The organism is Streptomyces sp. NPDC059456 (assembly GCF_042750055.1).
Lineage (GTDB): Bacteria > Actinomycetota > Actinomycetes > Streptomycetales > Streptomycetaceae > Streptomyces.
The window spans coordinates 1-15,234 of the sequence record NZ_JBHYVA010000089.1 but is presented as its reverse complement, the minus strand read 5'-3'; the positions used below and the strand labels follow the sequence as shown (position 1 = coordinate 15,234).

Here is a 15,234-nt window from a genome sequence, read left to right as displayed (position 1 = left end):
GGGGGGCGGGGCCCGCCGGCGCGGCCCGCGGGCGCGGCCCCCGGGGGGGGCGGGCCCCCCCCCCCCCCGGCCTTGAGCAGCAGTTCGGCCTCGTGCGCGGCCTCGGCCGCCGTCGCGGTGGTGGTGGTCGTGGTGGTGGTGCTCATCGTGCGTCCCCGCCCTCTTCGATCTTGCGCCCGGCGTAGAGCGCCGCGGCCATGCGCATTCCCTCGGACCAGGCGACGGGCCCGACCTCCGTCAGGCGCACCGCCCGGCCGTCCTCGTCGTGCCACGTCAGGGCGCCGGTGGTGGTCTCGTCCTCGTAGTAGGGCTCGCCGATCCAGACGGCCGCCTCCGTGCTCCCGCCGGTGTCGCGGACCTTGCAGGTCGCGTAGCCGCCGGAGACGCGGTAGCCGAGGCCCGTCGCCCGGGCGGCCAGGCCGAAGCGGCTCGCGAACACGCCGCCCGCGTAGTCCCGTACCTCGGTGGCGGTGGCCGCCGGTGCCGCGGGCTTCTCCCAGGTGGGCCGGTGGATCTGCTCGACGCGCTGGACGATGCCCAGTTCGGCCGCGAAGTCCCGTACGTCGTCCAGGTCGGGCAGCAGCACCGGGTGCGGCAGGGTCACCGCGCGCGGGGAGAGCCGTACGGTCTCGCCGTCGAGGTTGACCACCTTCAGCTCACCGGACGCGGTGGCGTCCCGCAGGAAGCCCACCTCGTCCGGGTCCTCGCCGACGACGGCGACGTCGCGCAGCGCGCTCTGCCAGGCCTCGTCCGGCCAGACCCGGGCGATCAGCGCCGTCGGCACGGGCAGCGAGGACACCATCCAGGAGTCCACCTGGGCGATGCAGGCGGCCTCGTGCCGCTCCAGCCATTCGGCGAGCCGGCGCAGCCGGTCCACCTCGGGATGGTCGCGCAGCGCCTTGGGCAGCGTCTTCAACTGCCGTCCCGCCGTGCGGCCGGTGGCGGACCGCGCCGCCACCTTCCCCTCCACCAGGGCGATCTCGTACCCCTCGCCCGCCGCCAGCCATGCCATCAGTACGTGCCCCTCCGCCTGCCCGAATCCGGTTGCGCGCAGCGTCGACCAGGGGGTGAAGACCCCCTGAGCTGCGGTATGCGGGGAGACTAGCGAGAGCCACTGACAACGCCCCACGAGGGGCCCCGGCTCGACACGCGGGCGGGCACGGCCGGTTGCGCGCCGGTTGCGCCCCGCTGTGGCGGCAGGTCGCCGTCCGGTTGATTGTCCGGTTCTGGGTAGTCTCTTGCGCGACAGTGTGCGCAAGCCGGCTCGGGGTGGGTTCATGGGACGTCAGACAGGTGTGCGCGGTGCGGTCCTGGCGGCGTCGGTGCTGCTGGCCGTGGCCGGGTGCTCGGGGACGGGCACGGCGGGCAGGGACGCGAAGCCGTCGGCGCCGTCGGTCCCGGCCGGTGCATCGCCCTCCGCCGCCGGGGGCGGTGACGCCAAGCCGGCCTCCGGGGACGTGTTGCCCGGCCTGGTGACGGTCCGGGTGGCCCGCACGCAGCTGGCCGCGCTGAAGGTCGCGCAGCCCGGCACGATGGCCGGTTACAGCCGGGCCAAGTTCACGCACTGGGCCGAGCAGGGCAACAAGTGCGACACCCGCGAGGTCGTCCTCAAGCGCGACGGCAGGGACGTCAAGCAGGACGCGGAGTGCAAGGCGGTCTCCGGCACCTGGACGAGCCTGTACGACGGGACGGTGGTCACCGACGCCTCGAAGATGGACATCGACCACATCGTGCCGCTCGCCGAGGGCTGGCGGTCGGGCGCGGCCGGCTGGGACGCCGCGCGGCGCAAGGCCTTCGCCAACGATCTGACGCACCCCCAGCTGCTGTCGGTGACCGCCGCCGCGAACCGGTCCAAGGGCGACCAGAGCCCCGACCTGTGGCAGCCGCCGGACAAGGCGAGCTGGTGCCAGTACGGGCGGGCCTGGACCACCGTGAAGTCCGCCTACGGCCTGACCGTCACCGAACCGGAGAAGAAGATGCTCTCGACGATGCTGGACACCTGCGCGGCATGACCGGACGCACGCAGCAGTGGCAGGACGACGTGCTCGCCGGGCCCGGCGGGGCGATGACCGATGAAGTCGGTGTCGTCACGGGCCCGCTGACCGTCCGGACGACGGCGGTCGCCGGCGGCCTGGCCCGGATCGAGGTCCAGTACGAGGACGCCGAGGAGTGGTACGTGCTGACCGGCAGCCCGGTCCCGCACCACGGCGAACCGGCGGCGGTGCACGCCGCCGCGCTCGCCGCCGTCCGCGCGGGGCGCGCCGCGCAGGCCCCGGGGACGGCCCCCGGCTGAGGCGGGGTCCGGCCCGGGGGGCGGGGTCCCCGGCGGCCGGGGCCGCGGTCAGGCCTCGTACTCCGTCAGGTCGATGCTGTGCACCTGGAGCAGGTGGCCGTGCTCCGGGTCCGTCGCGTCGAGGTCCGCCACCATGCCGAGCTTGCGGATCACGTTCTCGGACTCCTCGTGTCCCGACCGGTTGACCGCGATCACCCGGTCGAGGCCGCGGTCCTGGAGGGCGAACTCCAGGGTGGCCTGCGCGGCCTCGGAGGCGTAGCCCTGGCCCCAGTACTGCCGGCCGAGCCGCCAGCTGATCGCGACGAAGTCCCGCACCTCCTGCGGGGACTGCGCCACGCTGAGCCCGACCGCCCCGATCAGCTCGCCCGACGCCAGCAGCTCGACGGCGAAGACGCCGAAGCCCTCGTCGTCCCACTCCTCCTCCCAGCGCTCGATCTCCTCGGCGGTCCCGTCGAGGTCGAGGGTCGAGCCGTCGCCGATCCAGCGCATCACGTCCGGGTCGGCGTTGATCTCCGACAGGGGGACGAGGTCGTCATCGGTCCAGCGGCGGAGGAGGAGGCGGGGGGTACGGATCTCGGTCATGCCCCCATCCTGCCGAACCCCGCCGACCAGCGGTAATCGGGTCGGGTGGCGGTGCCCCTGCGGAAGGGGACGCCGGGCACCGGGCACCCGGCGTCGGACGTCGGACGTCGGACGTCGGACGTCGGACGTCGGACGTCAGGACACGGTGATCGCGTCCAGCTTCGCCCGCAGGTACGCGTGGGAGTCCACCGGCTCGTGCACGACCCGGCCCACCGGCGCCGGCAGCGACTCCACGCGGGTGTGCGCGTCGCATTCGTAGAAGTAGACGAGCGAGACGAGTTCCTCGGCCGGGGCGTCGACGGGCGGCGGCAGCACGCGGTGCCGGCCCGCGCGCCACCGGTCCCCCGTCCAGCGGGCCATCAGGTCGCCGATGTTCACGGTGAGCGCGGCCGGGTCGTACGGGGCGTCCTGCCAGCCGTCGGCGTCGGTGTGGATCTGGAGGCCTCCGGAGCCCTGCTGGCGGTCGAGGATCGTGACCGTGCCGAAGTCCGTGTGCGCCCCGATGCGGAACTGGCCGGGCAGGGGCTCGCCGAGCACCTCGGTGCCCGGGTACCAGTTGAGGTTGAACCCCCAGGTGGGGTGGCCGGTGTGGCGGGTGAAGTGGTCCTCGGCCAGGCCGAGCGCGGTGGCGAGGAGCTCCAGCAGCTCGTCGGCCAGCGCCCGCATCCGGGCGAGGTACTCGACGACCGGCGGCCGCAGTGCGGGCACCTCGGCCGGCCAGGTGTTCGGGAGGAACCATTCGGCGTCCACGGCCGGGTCGCCGGTGGGCTCGTCCGCCGCGAAGGACCAGGACTCCTTCAGGTCGGGCGGCGAGGCGGCCCCCTCCGCGTAGCTGTTGGCCTCGGCGCCGGGGCCGAGCCAGCCGCGGCTGCCGACCTCCACCGCGTACGGCTGCTTCGCCCCGGCCGGCAGCCGGAAGAACTCCTTGGCGGCCTCCCGGATCCGGGCGGGCAGCCGGGGGTCCACGCCGTGCCCGGTGATCAGCAGGAACCCGGCGGCCCGGAGGGCCTCGTCGACGCGGGCGGCGGTCCGCTCGCGCGCTCCCGGCTCGCCCGAGCGCCACGGCCCGAGGTCGATCACGGGCACCCGGGAACGGCTGGAAGCGGGGTCGGGGGAACCGGGGGGACCGGCGGAGGCCGGGGAGCCGGTGGAGGCCGGGGAGCCGGCGGAGGCCGGGGGTTCGGTGGAACGCGCCATCGGGGCCTGCTTTCCGAGCCGGTGTCGGACGTCCGCTTCCGAGGCTATCGCCCCGCACCCCGCCGGGCCCGGTGGACGCTCCGGCTCCGCGTCACCGGCGTCGGGTGCGGCCCGCGGGGCCGGCGAGCCGGGCCTGCGGAGCCGTCAGACCCGCTGAGCCGTGAGACCCGCAGGGCCGTCAGACCCGCGGGGACTGCAGGGTGTAGCGGATCCGGCCCTCTTCGGTCGAGCCCGTCCGCTCGAAGCCCGCCCGGCCGACCACACCGTGGGAGGGCGCGTTGTCCTCGTCGACCGTCGCGTGCAGCGCGGTCACGCCGGGCTGCCCGAAGGCCCACGCGGTCAGACCGTTCAGCGCGTCGGTGGCATAGCCGTTGCCCCGGGCCGACGGTACGAGGTCGTAGCCGATCTCCGCGTGTCCCTCGGCGTCGGGGGCGCCGTGGAATCCCATGCCGCCGATCGCGCGCCCGTCCTGCGTGCGGACGATGGCGTACGCGCCCCACCCCGGGCGGTGCGTACCCTCGTCCCGCGCCTTGGCCACCATCCCGGAGGCGCCCCGGGTGCCCTCGCCGGGGCCGTCCTGGGCCCAGGCGAAGCCGCCGGTGCCGCCCGCGTGGAGGTCGGCGGCCACGTTCGGGGAGATCTCGCACAGCACGACGCGGCCGGCCGCGACGGGTTCGCTGTACCAGCGCCAGACCCGGCGCCGGGGCAGCCCCGGGAGCTCGGCGCGGCCGGTCGCCCACAGCAGGGCCGGCCAGGGAGCCGCCGTGCGGGGGACGTGCGGGAAGAGCCGGTCGAGTACCTGCTGGCAGAGGTCCGCGTCGGGCTCCCAGCCGTGGACGCCGAGGCCGTTCAGGATGTCGTGGGTGTGCAGCAGCGTCTCGACGACGCCCATCGCGGCGAATCCGTCCGGGCCTGCCATCCCGCACGGGTGCCAGGCCCGGGCCTCGGGAGGGGTCACGGCCACGACGGCGGAGAGCAGGCCCCCGGTCGCCTCGATGACGTCGATCAGGCCGGAGGGCGTGGTGCCGGGGTCCTCGGTGATGTCGAACGGTACGTAGCCGCCGGTAGCGCGCCCGGTGAGCTGGGCGGCGTAGGCGGTGAAGTCGCCCGCCACGTGGACGGCGGTGTCGTAACAGCTCCACTCCAGGTCGGCGGCCGGGACGGACCAGTCGAGGTGCGCCACGTCGCGCAGTGCCCGTGCGGTGAGGGAAACGGATCGGTCTACGGCCTCGGAGCCCATGATCGTCATGCGCGGAACCCTAGGTCGGCCGCCGCCGCCCGGGCCACCGGATTTCGGCCGGGGTCACGGGGCGGCGTCCGGGAGCGGGCCGCCGCAGTGTGCGCAGGACCGGGCGGACGGTCCGTCGGCGAGGCGTCCGCAGTCGGGGCAGACCAGGTGGAGCAGGCAGGCCGGCTCCCCGCCCCCGGGTGCGGGCGCGGCCTCCGGGCCGTGGTCCGCGGGCAACGCGGTGCGGTCGGTGCCGTCGGGGTCGTGGGGGTCCTGGGTGTCGTCGGTGTGCTGGGGGTGGTGCGCGTGCTGCGTCATGACCGTCCTTCCGCTGCCTCCATCCCTCCCCCGGGACGGGCGCGGCACACCTGGCGGATAAGCTCGTGGCCGGTCTGCGCCGGCCGTACCCGGGACAGGCGCGAGGCCGGGGCGGCGGTTGATCACCCCGCTCCGTGTCGCCCCGACCGGACCCGCCCTGCCGTCCTGCCCCGGAATTCGCACATGAGCACCGCTTTGCAGCCCCCGTCCGCCCCCGCGCCGTCCGATCCCGCACGGTCCGCCCCTGCGCCGTCCGACGCCGCGGCCCCCGCCTCCGGGTCGCTCCGGTCCCGGTTCGCCGCCGGGCGGGCTCCCGCGCGGCCCAGTCCCGCGGCCGCCTTCCACAGCATCAGCGCCGTGACCTCGGTCCTGCTGGGGCTCGTCGGGATCGGCGCGGTGATCCACGAGCCGGTGCTCATACCGCCGCTGGCCGCCAGCGCCGCTCTCGTCCACAGCGCCCCCACCCTGCCGCTGGCGCAGCCGCGCAGTGTGGTCGTGGGCCACCTGCTGGGCGCGGCGGTCGGCTACGGCGTCCTCGCCGCCGCCGGCAGCAGCGCCTGGGCGGCGGCGGTCGCCGCCGGGGTCACGCTCGCCCTGCTGATGGGCGCACGCACCCCGCACTCCGCCGCGTGCGCCACCGCCGTGGTGGTCGTGCTCCAGGGCCCGGCTCCGGGCCGGTTCGTTCCCCTGCTGTTCGGCGCGACGGTGCTGCTCGTCCTGACCGGGTACGCCGCGTCGCGCGTGCGGCGCAAGGCCCCGAGGTATCCCGCCTACTGGTGGTGAGCACTGCGGTCCTCACCGCGCGTCCGGCCGATGAATCCACGCCACTGCGGGAGTCTGGACACCGAGGGGCCGGCCCGGCCGGCCGGTCCCGCATCGGGAGAGGCATCGGGAGAGGTGGAGTGATGACCGGCCTGCGCGACATCCTGGAACGGCACGTGAGCAGTGGACCGCTGCCCGGGGCGGTGGGCCTGGTGGCCCGCGGCGACCGGGTGGAGGTCGAGGCCGTCGGCTCGGCCGACGCCGAGGGCACGGCCCCGATGGTCCGGGATTCGATCTTCCGGCTCGCCTCGCTCACCAAGCCGGTCACGGCCGCCGCGGTCATGATGCTCGTCGAGGAGGGCCGGCTGGCCCTGACCGACGCCGTCGCGCCGTGGCTGCCGGAGATCGCCTCGCCCCTCGTCGTCCGTACGCCCGCGAGCCCGGTCGACGACGTGGTGCCGGCGGAACGCCTGATCACCGTGTCCGACCTGCTCACGTTCCGCGCCGGGTGGGGGTTCCCGTCCGACTTCTCGCTGCCCGCGGTCGGCCTGCTGTTCAGCGAACTGGGGCAGGGGCCGCCGCAGCCGCAGCGCACGGCGGCGCCGGACGCGTGGATGAAGGCGCTGTCGCGCATTCCGCTGCTGTACGAGCCGGGAGAGGCCTGGCTGTACAACACCTGCTCCGACGTCCTGGGCGTACTGATCGCCCGGGTCACGGGGCAGTCGCTGCCCGAGTTCCTGGCCGAGCGGATCTTCGAGCCGCTCGGCATGGCGGACACCGGGTTCGCCGTCCCGGCGGCGGACCTGGGCCGGTTCACGAGCCTGTACCGCGCCGGCGACGGCGGCCCCGAACTGATCGACGTGCCCCACGGGCAGTGGAGCAGCGTCCCGGCCTTCCCCTCCGGCGCCGGCGGTCTGGTCGGGACCGCCGACGACTGGTACGCGTTCGCGCGGATGCTGCTCGCGGAGGGCGCGCTGGACGGGGAGCGGGGCCGGCTCCTGTCGGCCGGGTCGGTGCGGATGATGACCACCGACTGGCTCACCCCGGACCAGCGGGCCGGCGCCGCATTGTTCCTGGAGGGCCAGGGCTGGGGGTTCGGCGGATCGGTGGACGTCACGTCCCGCGATCCGTGGAACGTGCCCGGGCGGTACGGCTGGGTCGGCGGCACCGGGACCGCCGCCCACGTCACCCCCGCCACCGGCTCCGCCTCCGTCCTGCTCACCCAGCTGGAGATGTCCGGTCCGACCCCGCCGGCCCTGATGCGCGAGTTCTGGTCGTACGCGGCCGGCGCCTGAACGCCGCGTGCCGCCGGTCGCGGGACACCCCCCTAGAGGCGGACGCTCCAGTCGACGGTGTTCTTCAGGCTGCGGGCGATCTTCGGGTCGCGGACCGAGGGCGTACGGTCCTCGGCCGTGACCGACAGCTTGTGCGTGCGCAGGTCGAAGAGCCACAGCTCGGCGACGGCGACCTCGGTCCGGCCGGCGAAGCGCTTCAGCTCCCTGCCGTCCAGGTACCAGCGGACGTCCGGCTGCCGCCCGTCCGCGCCGGCCAGCCGGGGTACGGAGACCTTCGCCGTGTTGCGCAGCCGCAGGGTGCGGCCGGTCGGGGTGAGCGGTGTGGCGATCTTCGCGTGCTGGTAGAAGCCGGCGATCATCGCCTCGGCGCCGGGCAGGTTGAACGGCTTGCCGAGCACCCGCATGATCGAGGCGTCGGTGGGCCGGTTCAGGCCGGTGACGTAGTAGCCGCCGCCCTCGTACGCGCCGACCGTGCCGCCGTCGGGTGACGTTGCGCCGAGCCAGCGGTACCACTTGGCGTGCTCGGCGGCCATCCGGTCGGCGGGCAGCGTGGTGGTGTTGGAGTCGGCGGGCTCGGGGCCCTCGTACTTCTCGTAGCCCGGGGTGTCGGGGTAGAAGTACTCGTCGGCGAGCTTGCCCAGGGAGTGGCCGGTCTCGTGGATGGCGACCTGGCCGGACTTCGCGTTGCCCGCCGAGGCGGTCGATATCCCCTCGTAGCCGAGGGTGGCGCTGGGTTCGTTGTAGCCGGCGCCGCCGTACTTGGTGCTGTTGGCGAGGACGAGGACCAGGTCGGCCGCGGGCGCCTTGGCGACGTACGCGTCCACCTTCGGCTGGTCGATGCAGAGCAGACGTTCGATGTCCTCGCACCAGAAGTAGGAGCCGAGGGCGGTGTCGCGGACGGTGGCCGGCGTGGGGTCGCCGGAGACGCCGGAGTCGTGGGATACGGCGTCGACCGTCCACACGTTGAAGAGGTTGCGGTACGTGGAGTACGGCTCGACGGCGGTGATCTCGGCCCATTTGGCCCGGGCGTCCGCATGGAACCGGTCCTGCTCGGCGGCGGTGTAGCCGTCGCCGACGACCACGATGTCGAGGCGGTCGGCGGTCGGGCCGTTGTCCACGAGCTTGGCGACCTCGCCGTCGGCCGCCCGTTCGGCTTCGGACAACTGCGGGGCCTGCTTCGCCCGCCCGGCGGCGGGGACGCGGGTGTGGCCGGATCCGGCGGCGGTTCCGTCCTCCGGCCCGGGGATCTCCACCTCGGTGCCGGCCTTGGCGGGCGCCGCCGCGGGTATCGGCGGTGGCGCCGCGGCCGCCGGGTCGAGGGGGCTCACGGCCAGCAGCAGGGCCGTCGTACAGACCGCGGCGAAGGCGGCGCGCAGCGTCGGGCGGAGGGACGCGTCCATCAGGTTTCTCCCCGTTAAACGGCGGTGTAAGTACGCTGAATCGGTTGCTTAAACTAGGGGGCGCACGGGACGTGTGCAATGGCCTGCCGCCCCTGCACCATGGGGAGTTGGAGCAACCAGGGGGTCTACATGGACGAACCGGCCGAGATCGGCCGCAGGGTTGCGCGCATGCGCGCCGAACGCGGGCTGACACAGCGGGCGTTGGCGGAGCCCGCGTACACGTCCGCCTACATCTCGACGCTGGAGGCGGGCAAGGTCCGGCCCTCGGAGACGGCGCTGCGCTTCCTCGCCGGGCGGCTCGGCACCTCGTACGAGGAGCTCGCCACGGGGCGTCCCGCCCATCTGGCGACCGAGCTGCGGCTGGCCCTCACGGACGCCCACCAGACGCTGGCCACCGGCGCCGCCGCCGAGGCCGCCGGCCGCTACCGGCAGCTGCTGGCGGAAGCGGAAGGCCTCGGCCTCGACGCGGAGCGGGCGGAGGCACTGCTGGGCCTGGGTGACTGCGCCCTGGAGGCGGGGGAACTACGGGACGCCATCGGCCACTTCGAGGCGGCCGAGCGGCTGCTGGCCGGGGAGCCGCTGCCCCGCCGGGCCCGGCCGATCCGCGGACGGGCCGTCGCCCACCTGCTCGCCGGGGAGCTGCGTTACGCCTGCTACCTGCTCGAATCGACCATCGACGAGCTGAACGCGAGCGGGCTGGCCGATCCCGAGGCGCTGGTGCTGCTGTACGCCGCGGTGATCGGCCCGTACATCGACATGGGCGCCCACGCCCGGGCCGCGCACGCCGCCGAACTGGCCCTGGAGCTGGCCCCGCAGGTCGCCGATCCGGCGCTCGTGGCGGGGATGCACCGGCAGGTCGCGCGCACCTTCCTCACCGCGGGCCGGCCGGCCGACGCGGACGCCTCCCTCGCCAAGGCGCAGGCGATCTACCGGCAGCTGCGGCTGCGGACCGATCTGGCGCACTGCCACTGGATGCGCGGCTACGTACAGGCGCAGAACGGTGATCTCGGGTCGGCCGAGGCGGAGTTGCGCACGGCCCGGGACATGCTCTCCGCCCGGCGGGCCGCCCTGTACACGGCTCAGGTCGAGGTGGAACTCGCCGACGTGCTGCGCCGGCTGGGCCGCTGCGCGGAGGCCGCCGAGCTGCTGTCCGGGCTGCTGGAGCTGGGCGACAGCCACGGCGCCGTGCATGCGGGCGGCGCGCACCGGCTGCTCGGTCTGATGGCGGAGGAGCGTGGGGAGACCGAGTCCGCCGAGGAGCACTACGTGCAGGCGCTGACCCTGCTGGAACGCAGTGGGGCCAGCGGCGATCTGGCGGACCTGTGCCGGCTGCTGGGTGATCTGCTGCGCCGCACGGGCCGGGTGGAGGCCGCACTGGACGCCTACCGCACGGGGCTGGGCCACCGCGCGGCGCCCGGGACCACCACGCTGGGCCCGGCGCCCGCGTCACCGCTGGGGCGGTGACGCTGGCGGGGCGCGCGGGCGGGTCACGCGGGCGGGTCACATCGCGGCACGGCGAGCCCTCGTTCGTCTCGCATTCGCCTCACATTCGCCCCAAATGATGCACGTACGTCTCATTCGGGGCGCAGGAGGCTCATTCCCGCCGGGAACGCACCGGAACCGGGTCCCGTCAGCCCTCGCCGGTCCGGGCGCGTGCGCCCGACCGGGTCCGCGCCGCGGTCTGGGCGCGCTGCGGGTGCCGGCGTACGTACTCGTGCTCCAGCTCGTTCATCCGCTGCGTGTGGGTGACCAGCGCCTCGTCCGACCCGTACAGCAGGGTCTCGTGGCGGGTCCGGTGGATGGCCTCCAGCTCTTTGAGCAGCCTGCCCTCCTCCAGCCTGCCCGCCGCCGGACCGCCGTCGTGCTCCGCCATGGCCCGTACACCTCCTCCCCTCCATTCTCCCCTCCGGCGTCCCATTCGGCGCTGCGACTACCCTTGCGCCATGACGCTGCGCACGGCCGTCGACGTGAGTGTCGACGCGATGATCGAAGACCTTCGGACCCTCGTCGAAATCGAGTCGCCCTCGCGCGACCACGACGCGCTGGGCGCATCCGCCAAAACCGTCGCCGCCGTCATCGAGAGCCGCCTCGGCGGGCACGCCGCCCTCGTCGAGAGCGAGGCCGGGCCCCACGTGCACTGGTCGGGCGGCGGCGAACCCCGGGTGCTGATCCTCGGTCACCACGACACGGTCTTCCCGCTGGGCACCCTCGAACGCCGGCCGTTCGAGGTCGCGGACGGGCACGCGACCGGCCCCGGGGTCTTCGACATGCTCGGCGGCCTGGTGCAGGCCGTCCACGGACTGGCGGCGCTCGACGACCTGTCGGGCGTCGAGATCCTCGTGACCGCCGACGAGGAGGTGGGATCCCACTCCTCCCGGGCCCTCATCGAGGAGCGCGCCCTCGCCTGCGGCGCCGTGCTGGTCTTTGAGGGCGCCGCCGACGGCGGGGCCCTCAAGACCGGCCGCAAGGGCTGCGGTTCGTTCCAGGTGTCCATCACGGGCCGGGCCTCGCACGCCGGCCTCGAACCCGAAGCAGGGGTCAACGCCCTGATCGAGGCCGCCCACCAGGTGCTGGACATCGCCGCGCTCGGCCGGCCCGAGGCCGGCACGACCGTGACCCCGACCGTCGCGTCCGCGGGCACCCTGGACAACGTCGTTCCCGCCGAGGCCGTGCTCCACGTCGACGTCCGCGTCGAAACGGCCGACGAGAAGGACCGCGTCGAAGCCGCGTTCGCGACGCTCGCCCCGCACCTGCCCGGGGCGCAGATCTCGGTCCACGGGTCCATCGGCCGTCCTCCGATGCCGCAATCGGCGTCGGCCGGCCTCTTCGCGGTGGCCCGGCAGCTGCTGCCCGGCCTCGAAGGCCGCTCGGTCGGCGGTGGCAGCGACGGCAACTTCACGGCCGCGCTGGGGGTGGCGACCCTCGACGGCCTGGGCGCCGTCGGCGGCGGCGCGCACGCCGACCACGAGTACGTGGTGATCGACGCCATGGCCGAGCGGGCGAACCTCGTGGCCGGGCTCGTACGGGCCCTTCGGCACGCGCCGGCGGACGGGAACCGACGACACCTGCCGAAGGACGGGTACGGGAAGAGGCCGACCAGGGAGTAGACAGTGTCTATTCGATCCTGGTAGACACGGCCCATGGAACAGGACGGCCCTCTGCGGGAACGGCTGATCGACGTGGGCGTCGAACTCGTGCTGACCGAGGGGACCGCCGCCCTCGGCCTGCGCGAGATCGCCCGGCGCGCCGGGGTCTCGCACGGCGCGCCCCGCCGCCACTTCCCCACCCACCACGCGCTGCTCTCGGCGATCGCCCGGCGCGGATTCGCCGACCTCGGCGGCCGGTTCGCGGCCGCGACCGCGACCGCCCCCTCGCCGCGCGGACAAGTCCGGGCGCTCGGCTGCGCGTACGTGGGCTACGCGCTCGAACACCGGGGCATGTTCGAGCTGATGTTCCGGCACGACCTGCTCGACAGCGGGGATCGTGCCGGCACCGGGCCGGGCGCCGGCGGACCGGAGACCGGACAACGCCCGCCGCAGCTGCGCGAGTCCACGATCCCGCTCTTCCGCATGCTCGTCGGGCTCGTCACCCGCTGCGGGGCCACCGGCGACGCCGAGGTCATCGCCGCCGCGCTGTGGGCCAATCTGCACGGCGTGGCCCAGCTGTGGGCCTGGGGCAGCCTGCCCCTGGTCCTGGGAGCCGGTCACGCGGCCGGCGTCGAACGCCTCGTCGACGCCGCCCTCGACGCCCACCTCGGGCCGGACCGCGGATGAGCGGCCCCCGGCCGCGGATCGCGCTGCTCGTCAGCGTCGGCGGCGCGATGCTCGTGGCCCTCGACGGCACCGTCCTCAGCGTGGCGCAGCCCCGCCTGAGCCGCGACCTCGGGGCGGGCGTGGCCCAGGTCCAGTGGACCAGTACCGCCTATCTCCTCGCCGTCGCCGCGTTCCTCGTCGTCGCCGGGCGCCTCGGCGACCGGTACGGGCACGCCCGGCTGTTCGTCACCGGCGTGCTCGGCTTCGCTGCGGCTTCCGCCGGGATCGCGCTCGCGCCCGGCCTCGGCTGGGTCATCGGCCTGCGCGCCGCCCAGGGCGTGTTCGGGGCGCTGCTCCAGCCGGCGACCCTCGCACTGCTGCGGCTCGCCTACCCGGCCGACCGGCTGGCCGCCCCGGTGGCCGTGCGGACCGGTGCCATCGCGGTGGCCGCCGCGGCCGGCCCGCTGCTGGGCGGTGTGCTCGTCGCGCGGTCGGGCTGGCGTTCGGTGTTCTGGCTGAACGTGCCGGTCGCCCTCGTGATCGGCGTGCTCGCCCTCGCCGTACGGGTGCCCGCGCCGCCGCGGACCGGGTCGCAGCGGGCGCCCGCGCCGGTCGGTGCGGTGCTGCTGGTCGCGGCCCTCGCCGTCCTCGTGCACGCGCTGGCCGGCGTACCCGTGCACGGCTGGACCGCGCCGCCCACGCTGCTGGGGCTCGGCGGGGCCGCCGCCCTCGCGGTGGTGCTCGTACGGTGTGAACGGCGGGCCGCGCAGCCCCTCGTACCGGCCGCGGTGGCACGGTCCCGGCCGGTCACCGCCTCGATCGCGCTGCTGGCGGCCGTCTCCGCCGGCCTGTTCGGGGCACTGTTCACGGCGACGTTCCTGCTCCAGGACGTCCGGGGCCTGAACCCGCTCGCCACCGGCCTGCAGGTGCTCCCACTGACCGGGTGCATGGTCGCGGGCGCTCCGGCCGCCGGGGCGGCGCTGCGCCGGTACGGGCCGCGCCGGACCGCGCTCACCGGTACGGGCCTGGTCGTGCTCGGCATCGGCGCCCTGGCCGCCTGGTGGTCCGGGCCGGGGGTCACGGCGGCGTTCGCGCTGCTCGGCGCCGGGTTCGCCGCGGTCATGGTGACGGCGACCGCCTCCGTGGTCGGGGACGCCCCGGCCGGGTACGCCGGGGTCGTCGGCGGGCTCAAGCAGACGGCGATGAACGTCGGCCCGACGCTCGGCATCGCCGTCGCCGCGGGCGGCGCCGCGGGTGCGGGGGCCTCGCCGGCGGCCCTGTTCGCGCTGGCCGGACTGGCCACCGCGGGCCTGGTGCCGGCGTCACTGCTGCCGGGCGGCGCGCGCCCGGCAGCTGCGGGCGACGTCGTCGGCGAAGACCCGGGCCAGCGGGGACAGGGCCGACCAGCGGCGGACGGCCCAGCCGACGGCGAGCGGCGGCAGGTCCGAGACCGGGACGAGGCGCAGCGGGCCGTCTGAGCCGGGGACCCGCCAGCCGGGCAGGGCGGGCACCACGGCGTGACCGACCCCGAGTTCGGCCAGCAGCAGGGCGGTGTCCCAGTCGGCCACGCTGGTGTCGGACCGTATCCGGATGCCGGATTCCGCGAAGGCGGCGTCGAGGTGGGCGCGGGACGCGGAGTTCTCCGGGAGCCGGATGTGGCGGATGCCCGCGAGGTCGCCCGGTTCGATGCGGGCCCGGGCGGCGAGGGGGTCGTCGGCGCAGACCGCGAGGACCCAGGGCAGCTCCATCACCGGACGCTGCTCGATGCCGCGCACCGGGCGGCCGATGGTGATCCAGGCGAGGTCCAGGTCGTCGGCGGCGAGGGCGTCGAAGCAGCTGCGGCTGGAGTTCTCGGTCTGGAACTCCAGGCTGACCTGCGGGTGGCGGCGCCGGAAGGCCACGACGGCCTGGGACATGAAGTGCCGCACGGTCGTCGCGCCCGTGGTGATGCGCACCGATCCGGTGTCCCCGCGCACGAGGTCGTCGAGGCGGCGCAGGGCGCCGTCGAGTCCGGCGATCCCGTCGGCGGCGGCCGCCTGGAGGATGCGGCCCGCCCCGGTGGGGACGACCCCGCGCGCGTGCCGCTCCAGCAGGTCGGTGCCGGTCTGCTTTTCGAGGCGGCGGACGTGCTGGCTGACGGCCGACTGGGTGCAGCCGAGGTCGCGTGCCACGGCGCTGAGGCTGCCGGCCCGGCAGACGGCCACGAACACGCGGAGGTCGTCGAGAGTCATGAGATCCAAGCTACCGCTTGGGTCTTGATAGGGAATCAGAGGATTGACTTGGGTTTATGAGTGGATCAAGCTCGATGCGGGGCCCCAGGGCGGCAACCCCGCCCCCCGCCCGCGCCCCCCCCCCCCCCCGCCCGCGGCGGGGGGGGGGCGGGGGGGGGAGAGACACAACAACGCCC

Annotated in this window: 15 protein-coding genes and 1 pseudogene; 8 read left to right on the top strand and 8 right to left on the bottom strand. The window is 75.0% G+C overall.

The genetic code is table 11. The features are described from left to right. Positions 1-142 precede the first annotated feature (142 nt). Positions 143-1,012, bottom strand: a complete 870-nt coding sequence (locus tag ACFXA3_RS11195) for a DUF4132 domain-containing protein (protein WP_385185052.1) — start codon at positions 1,010-1,012, stop codon at positions 143-145. A gap of 265 nt (positions 1,013-1,277) precedes the next feature. Between ACFXA3_RS11195 and ACFXA3_RS11190 the strand changes: the two genes are divergently transcribed. Both ACFXA3_RS11190 and ACFXA3_RS11185 read left to right on the top strand, forming a co-directional pair. After that, on the top strand, positions 1,278-2,012 hold the full coding sequence (locus ACFXA3_RS11190) for an HNH endonuclease family protein (RefSeq protein ID WP_385185049.1): 735 nt from the start codon (positions 1,278-1,280) through the stop codon (positions 2,010-2,012). Next, complete coding sequence (locus ACFXA3_RS11185) at positions 2,009-2,293, top strand: hypothetical protein (RefSeq protein ID WP_385185046.1); 285 nt, start codon at positions 2,009-2,011, stop codon at positions 2,291-2,293. The genes ACFXA3_RS11190 and ACFXA3_RS11185 overlap by 4 nt, the downstream gene beginning before the upstream one ends. Positions 2,294-2,341: 48 nt before the next feature. Here the strand turns inward: ACFXA3_RS11185 and ACFXA3_RS11180 are convergent, their stop codons facing one another. From ACFXA3_RS11180 to ACFXA3_RS11165, 4 genes are all read right to left on the bottom strand, one after another. Beyond that, the gene (locus ACFXA3_RS11180) at positions 2,342-2,875 is read right to left on the bottom strand and encodes a GNAT family N-acetyltransferase (protein ID WP_385185043.1); all 534 of its coding nucleotides are present in this window, start codon (positions 2,873-2,875) and stop codon (positions 2,342-2,344) included. A gap of 135 nt (positions 2,876-3,010) precedes the next feature. After that, positions 3,011-4,072, bottom strand: a complete 1,062-nt coding sequence (locus ACFXA3_RS11175) for an isopenicillin N synthase family dioxygenase (RefSeq protein WP_385185040.1) — start codon at positions 4,070-4,072, stop codon at positions 3,011-3,013. A gap of 178 nt (positions 4,073-4,250) precedes the next feature. Beyond that, positions 4,251-5,321 carry a GNAT family N-acetyltransferase gene (locus ACFXA3_RS11170; RefSeq protein ID WP_385185037.1) on the bottom strand — a complete coding sequence of 357 codons (1,071 nt, stop codon included), beginning with the start codon at positions 5,319-5,321 and terminating at the stop codon, positions 4,251-4,253. 54 nt (positions 5,322-5,375) lie between these two features. Further along, on the bottom strand, positions 5,376-5,618 hold the full coding sequence (locus ACFXA3_RS11165; protein ID WP_385185035.1) for a hypothetical protein: 243 nt from the start codon (positions 5,616-5,618) through the stop codon (positions 5,376-5,378). Between the two features lie 183 nt (positions 5,619-5,801). Here ACFXA3_RS11165 and ACFXA3_RS11160 point away from each other — a divergent pair, with 183 nt between their 5' ends. After that, positions 5,802-6,401 carry an HPP family protein gene (locus ACFXA3_RS11160; RefSeq protein WP_385185032.1) on the top strand — a complete coding sequence of 200 codons (600 nt, stop codon included), beginning with the start codon at positions 5,802-5,804 and terminating at the stop codon, positions 6,399-6,401. Positions 6,402-6,523: 122 nt separating this feature from the next. After that, positions 6,524-7,675, top strand: coding sequence for a serine hydrolase domain-containing protein (locus tag ACFXA3_RS11155; RefSeq protein WP_385185029.1), 1,152 nt, complete (start codon positions 6,524-6,526; stop codon positions 7,673-7,675). Positions 7,676-7,707: 32 nt separating this feature from the next. Here the strand turns inward: ACFXA3_RS11155 and ACFXA3_RS11150 are convergent, their stop codons facing one another. Then, on the bottom strand, positions 7,708-9,075 hold the full coding sequence (locus ACFXA3_RS11150) for a M64 family metallopeptidase (protein ID WP_385185026.1): 1,368 nt from the start codon (positions 9,073-9,075) through the stop codon (positions 7,708-7,710). A 129-nt stretch (positions 9,076-9,204) separates the two neighbouring features. On the opposite strand from ACFXA3_RS11150, the gene ACFXA3_RS11145 reads away from it, so the two are divergent. Further along, the gene (locus ACFXA3_RS11145; RefSeq protein ID WP_385185023.1) at positions 9,205-10,539 is read left to right on the top strand and encodes a tetratricopeptide repeat protein; all 1,335 of its coding nucleotides are present in this window, start codon (positions 9,205-9,207) and stop codon (positions 10,537-10,539) included. 166 nt (positions 10,540-10,705) lie between these two features. Here ACFXA3_RS11145 and ACFXA3_RS11140 read toward each other — a convergent pair whose 3' ends face one another. Then, complete coding sequence (locus ACFXA3_RS11140) at positions 10,706-10,948, bottom strand: DUF6158 family protein (RefSeq protein ID WP_385185020.1); 243 nt, start codon at positions 10,946-10,948, stop codon at positions 10,706-10,708. Positions 10,949-11,018: 70 nt separating this feature from the next. Here ACFXA3_RS11140 and ACFXA3_RS11135 point away from each other — a divergent pair, with 70 nt between their 5' ends. The 3 genes and pseudogenes from ACFXA3_RS11135 to ACFXA3_RS11125 all read left to right on the top strand — a co-directional run. Next, positions 11,019-12,182: a M20 family metallopeptidase gene (locus tag ACFXA3_RS11135; RefSeq protein WP_385185017.1), complete on the top strand. Its 1,164-nt coding sequence runs from the start codon at positions 11,019-11,021 to the stop codon at positions 12,180-12,182. Between the two features lie 33 nt (positions 12,183-12,215). Beyond that, positions 12,216-12,848, top strand: coding sequence for a TetR/AcrR family transcriptional regulator (locus ACFXA3_RS11130; RefSeq protein WP_385185014.1), 633 nt, complete (start codon positions 12,216-12,218; stop codon positions 12,846-12,848). Next, a pseudogene (locus ACFXA3_RS11125) lies at positions 12,845-14,188 on the top strand (MFS transporter); the annotation flags it as partial. The gene ACFXA3_RS11130 and the pseudogene ACFXA3_RS11125, both read left to right, overlap by 4 nt. Here the strand turns inward: ACFXA3_RS11125 and ACFXA3_RS11120 are convergent. Then, positions 14,150-15,058 (bottom strand): LysR family transcriptional regulator, encoded by a 909-nt coding sequence (locus ACFXA3_RS11120; RefSeq protein ID WP_385185011.1) that lies wholly within the window; start codon positions 15,056-15,058, stop codon positions 14,150-14,152. The pseudogene ACFXA3_RS11125 and the gene ACFXA3_RS11120 sit on opposite strands and share 39 nt — an antisense overlap. Positions 15,059-15,234: the final 176 nt, after the last annotated feature.

Excerpts from the sequence above, each read along its gene's own strand:
- ACFXA3_RS11130 (WP_385185014.1), top strand. The coding sequence starts at position 12,216 with ATGGAACAGGACGGCCCTCTGCGGGAACGGCTGATCGACGTGGGCGTC.
- ACFXA3_RS11155 (WP_385185029.1), top strand. The coding sequence starts at position 6,524 with ATGACCGGCCTGCGCGACATCCTGGAACGGCACGTGAGCAGTGGACCG.
- ACFXA3_RS11170 (WP_385185037.1), bottom strand. The coding sequence starts at position 5,321 with ATGACGATCATGGGCTCCGAGGCCGTAGACCGATCCGTTTCCCTCACC.
- ACFXA3_RS11180 (WP_385185043.1), bottom strand. The coding sequence starts at position 2,875 with ATGACCGAGATCCGTACCCCCCGCCTCCTCCTCCGCCGCTGGACCGAT.
- ACFXA3_RS11185 (WP_385185046.1), top strand. The coding sequence starts at position 2,009 with ATGACCGGACGCACGCAGCAGTGGCAGGACGACGTGCTCGCCGGGCCC.
- ACFXA3_RS11120 (WP_385185011.1), bottom strand. The coding sequence starts at position 15,058 with ATGACTCTCGACGACCTCCGCGTGTTCGTGGCCGTCTGCCGGGCCGGC.
- ACFXA3_RS11190 (WP_385185049.1), top strand. The coding sequence starts at position 1,278 with ATGGGACGTCAGACAGGTGTGCGCGGTGCGGTCCTGGCGGCGTCGGTG.
- ACFXA3_RS11175 (WP_385185040.1), bottom strand. The coding sequence starts at position 4,072 with ATGGCGCGTTCCACCGAACCCCCGGCCTCCGCCGGCTCCCCGGCCTCC.
- ACFXA3_RS11195 (WP_385185052.1), bottom strand. The coding sequence starts at position 1,012 with ATGGCATGGCTGGCGGCGGGCGAGGGGTACGAGATCGCCCTGGTGGAG.
- ACFXA3_RS11135 (WP_385185017.1), top strand. The coding sequence starts at position 11,019 with ATGACGCTGCGCACGGCCGTCGACGTGAGTGTCGACGCGATGATCGAA.
- ACFXA3_RS11150 (WP_385185026.1), bottom strand. The coding sequence starts at position 9,075 with ATGGACGCGTCCCTCCGCCCGACGCTGCGCGCCGCCTTCGCCGCGGTC.
- ACFXA3_RS11160 (WP_385185032.1), top strand. The coding sequence starts at position 5,802 with ATGAGCACCGCTTTGCAGCCCCCGTCCGCCCCCGCGCCGTCCGATCCC.
- ACFXA3_RS11140 (WP_385185020.1), bottom strand. The coding sequence starts at position 10,948 with ATGGCGGAGCACGACGGCGGTCCGGCGGCGGGCAGGCTGGAGGAGGGC.
- ACFXA3_RS11165 (WP_385185035.1), bottom strand. The coding sequence starts at position 5,618 with ATGACGCAGCACGCGCACCACCCCCAGCACACCGACGACACCCAGGAC.
- ACFXA3_RS11145 (WP_385185023.1), top strand. The coding sequence starts at position 9,205 with ATGGACGAACCGGCCGAGATCGGCCGCAGGGTTGCGCGCATGCGCGCC.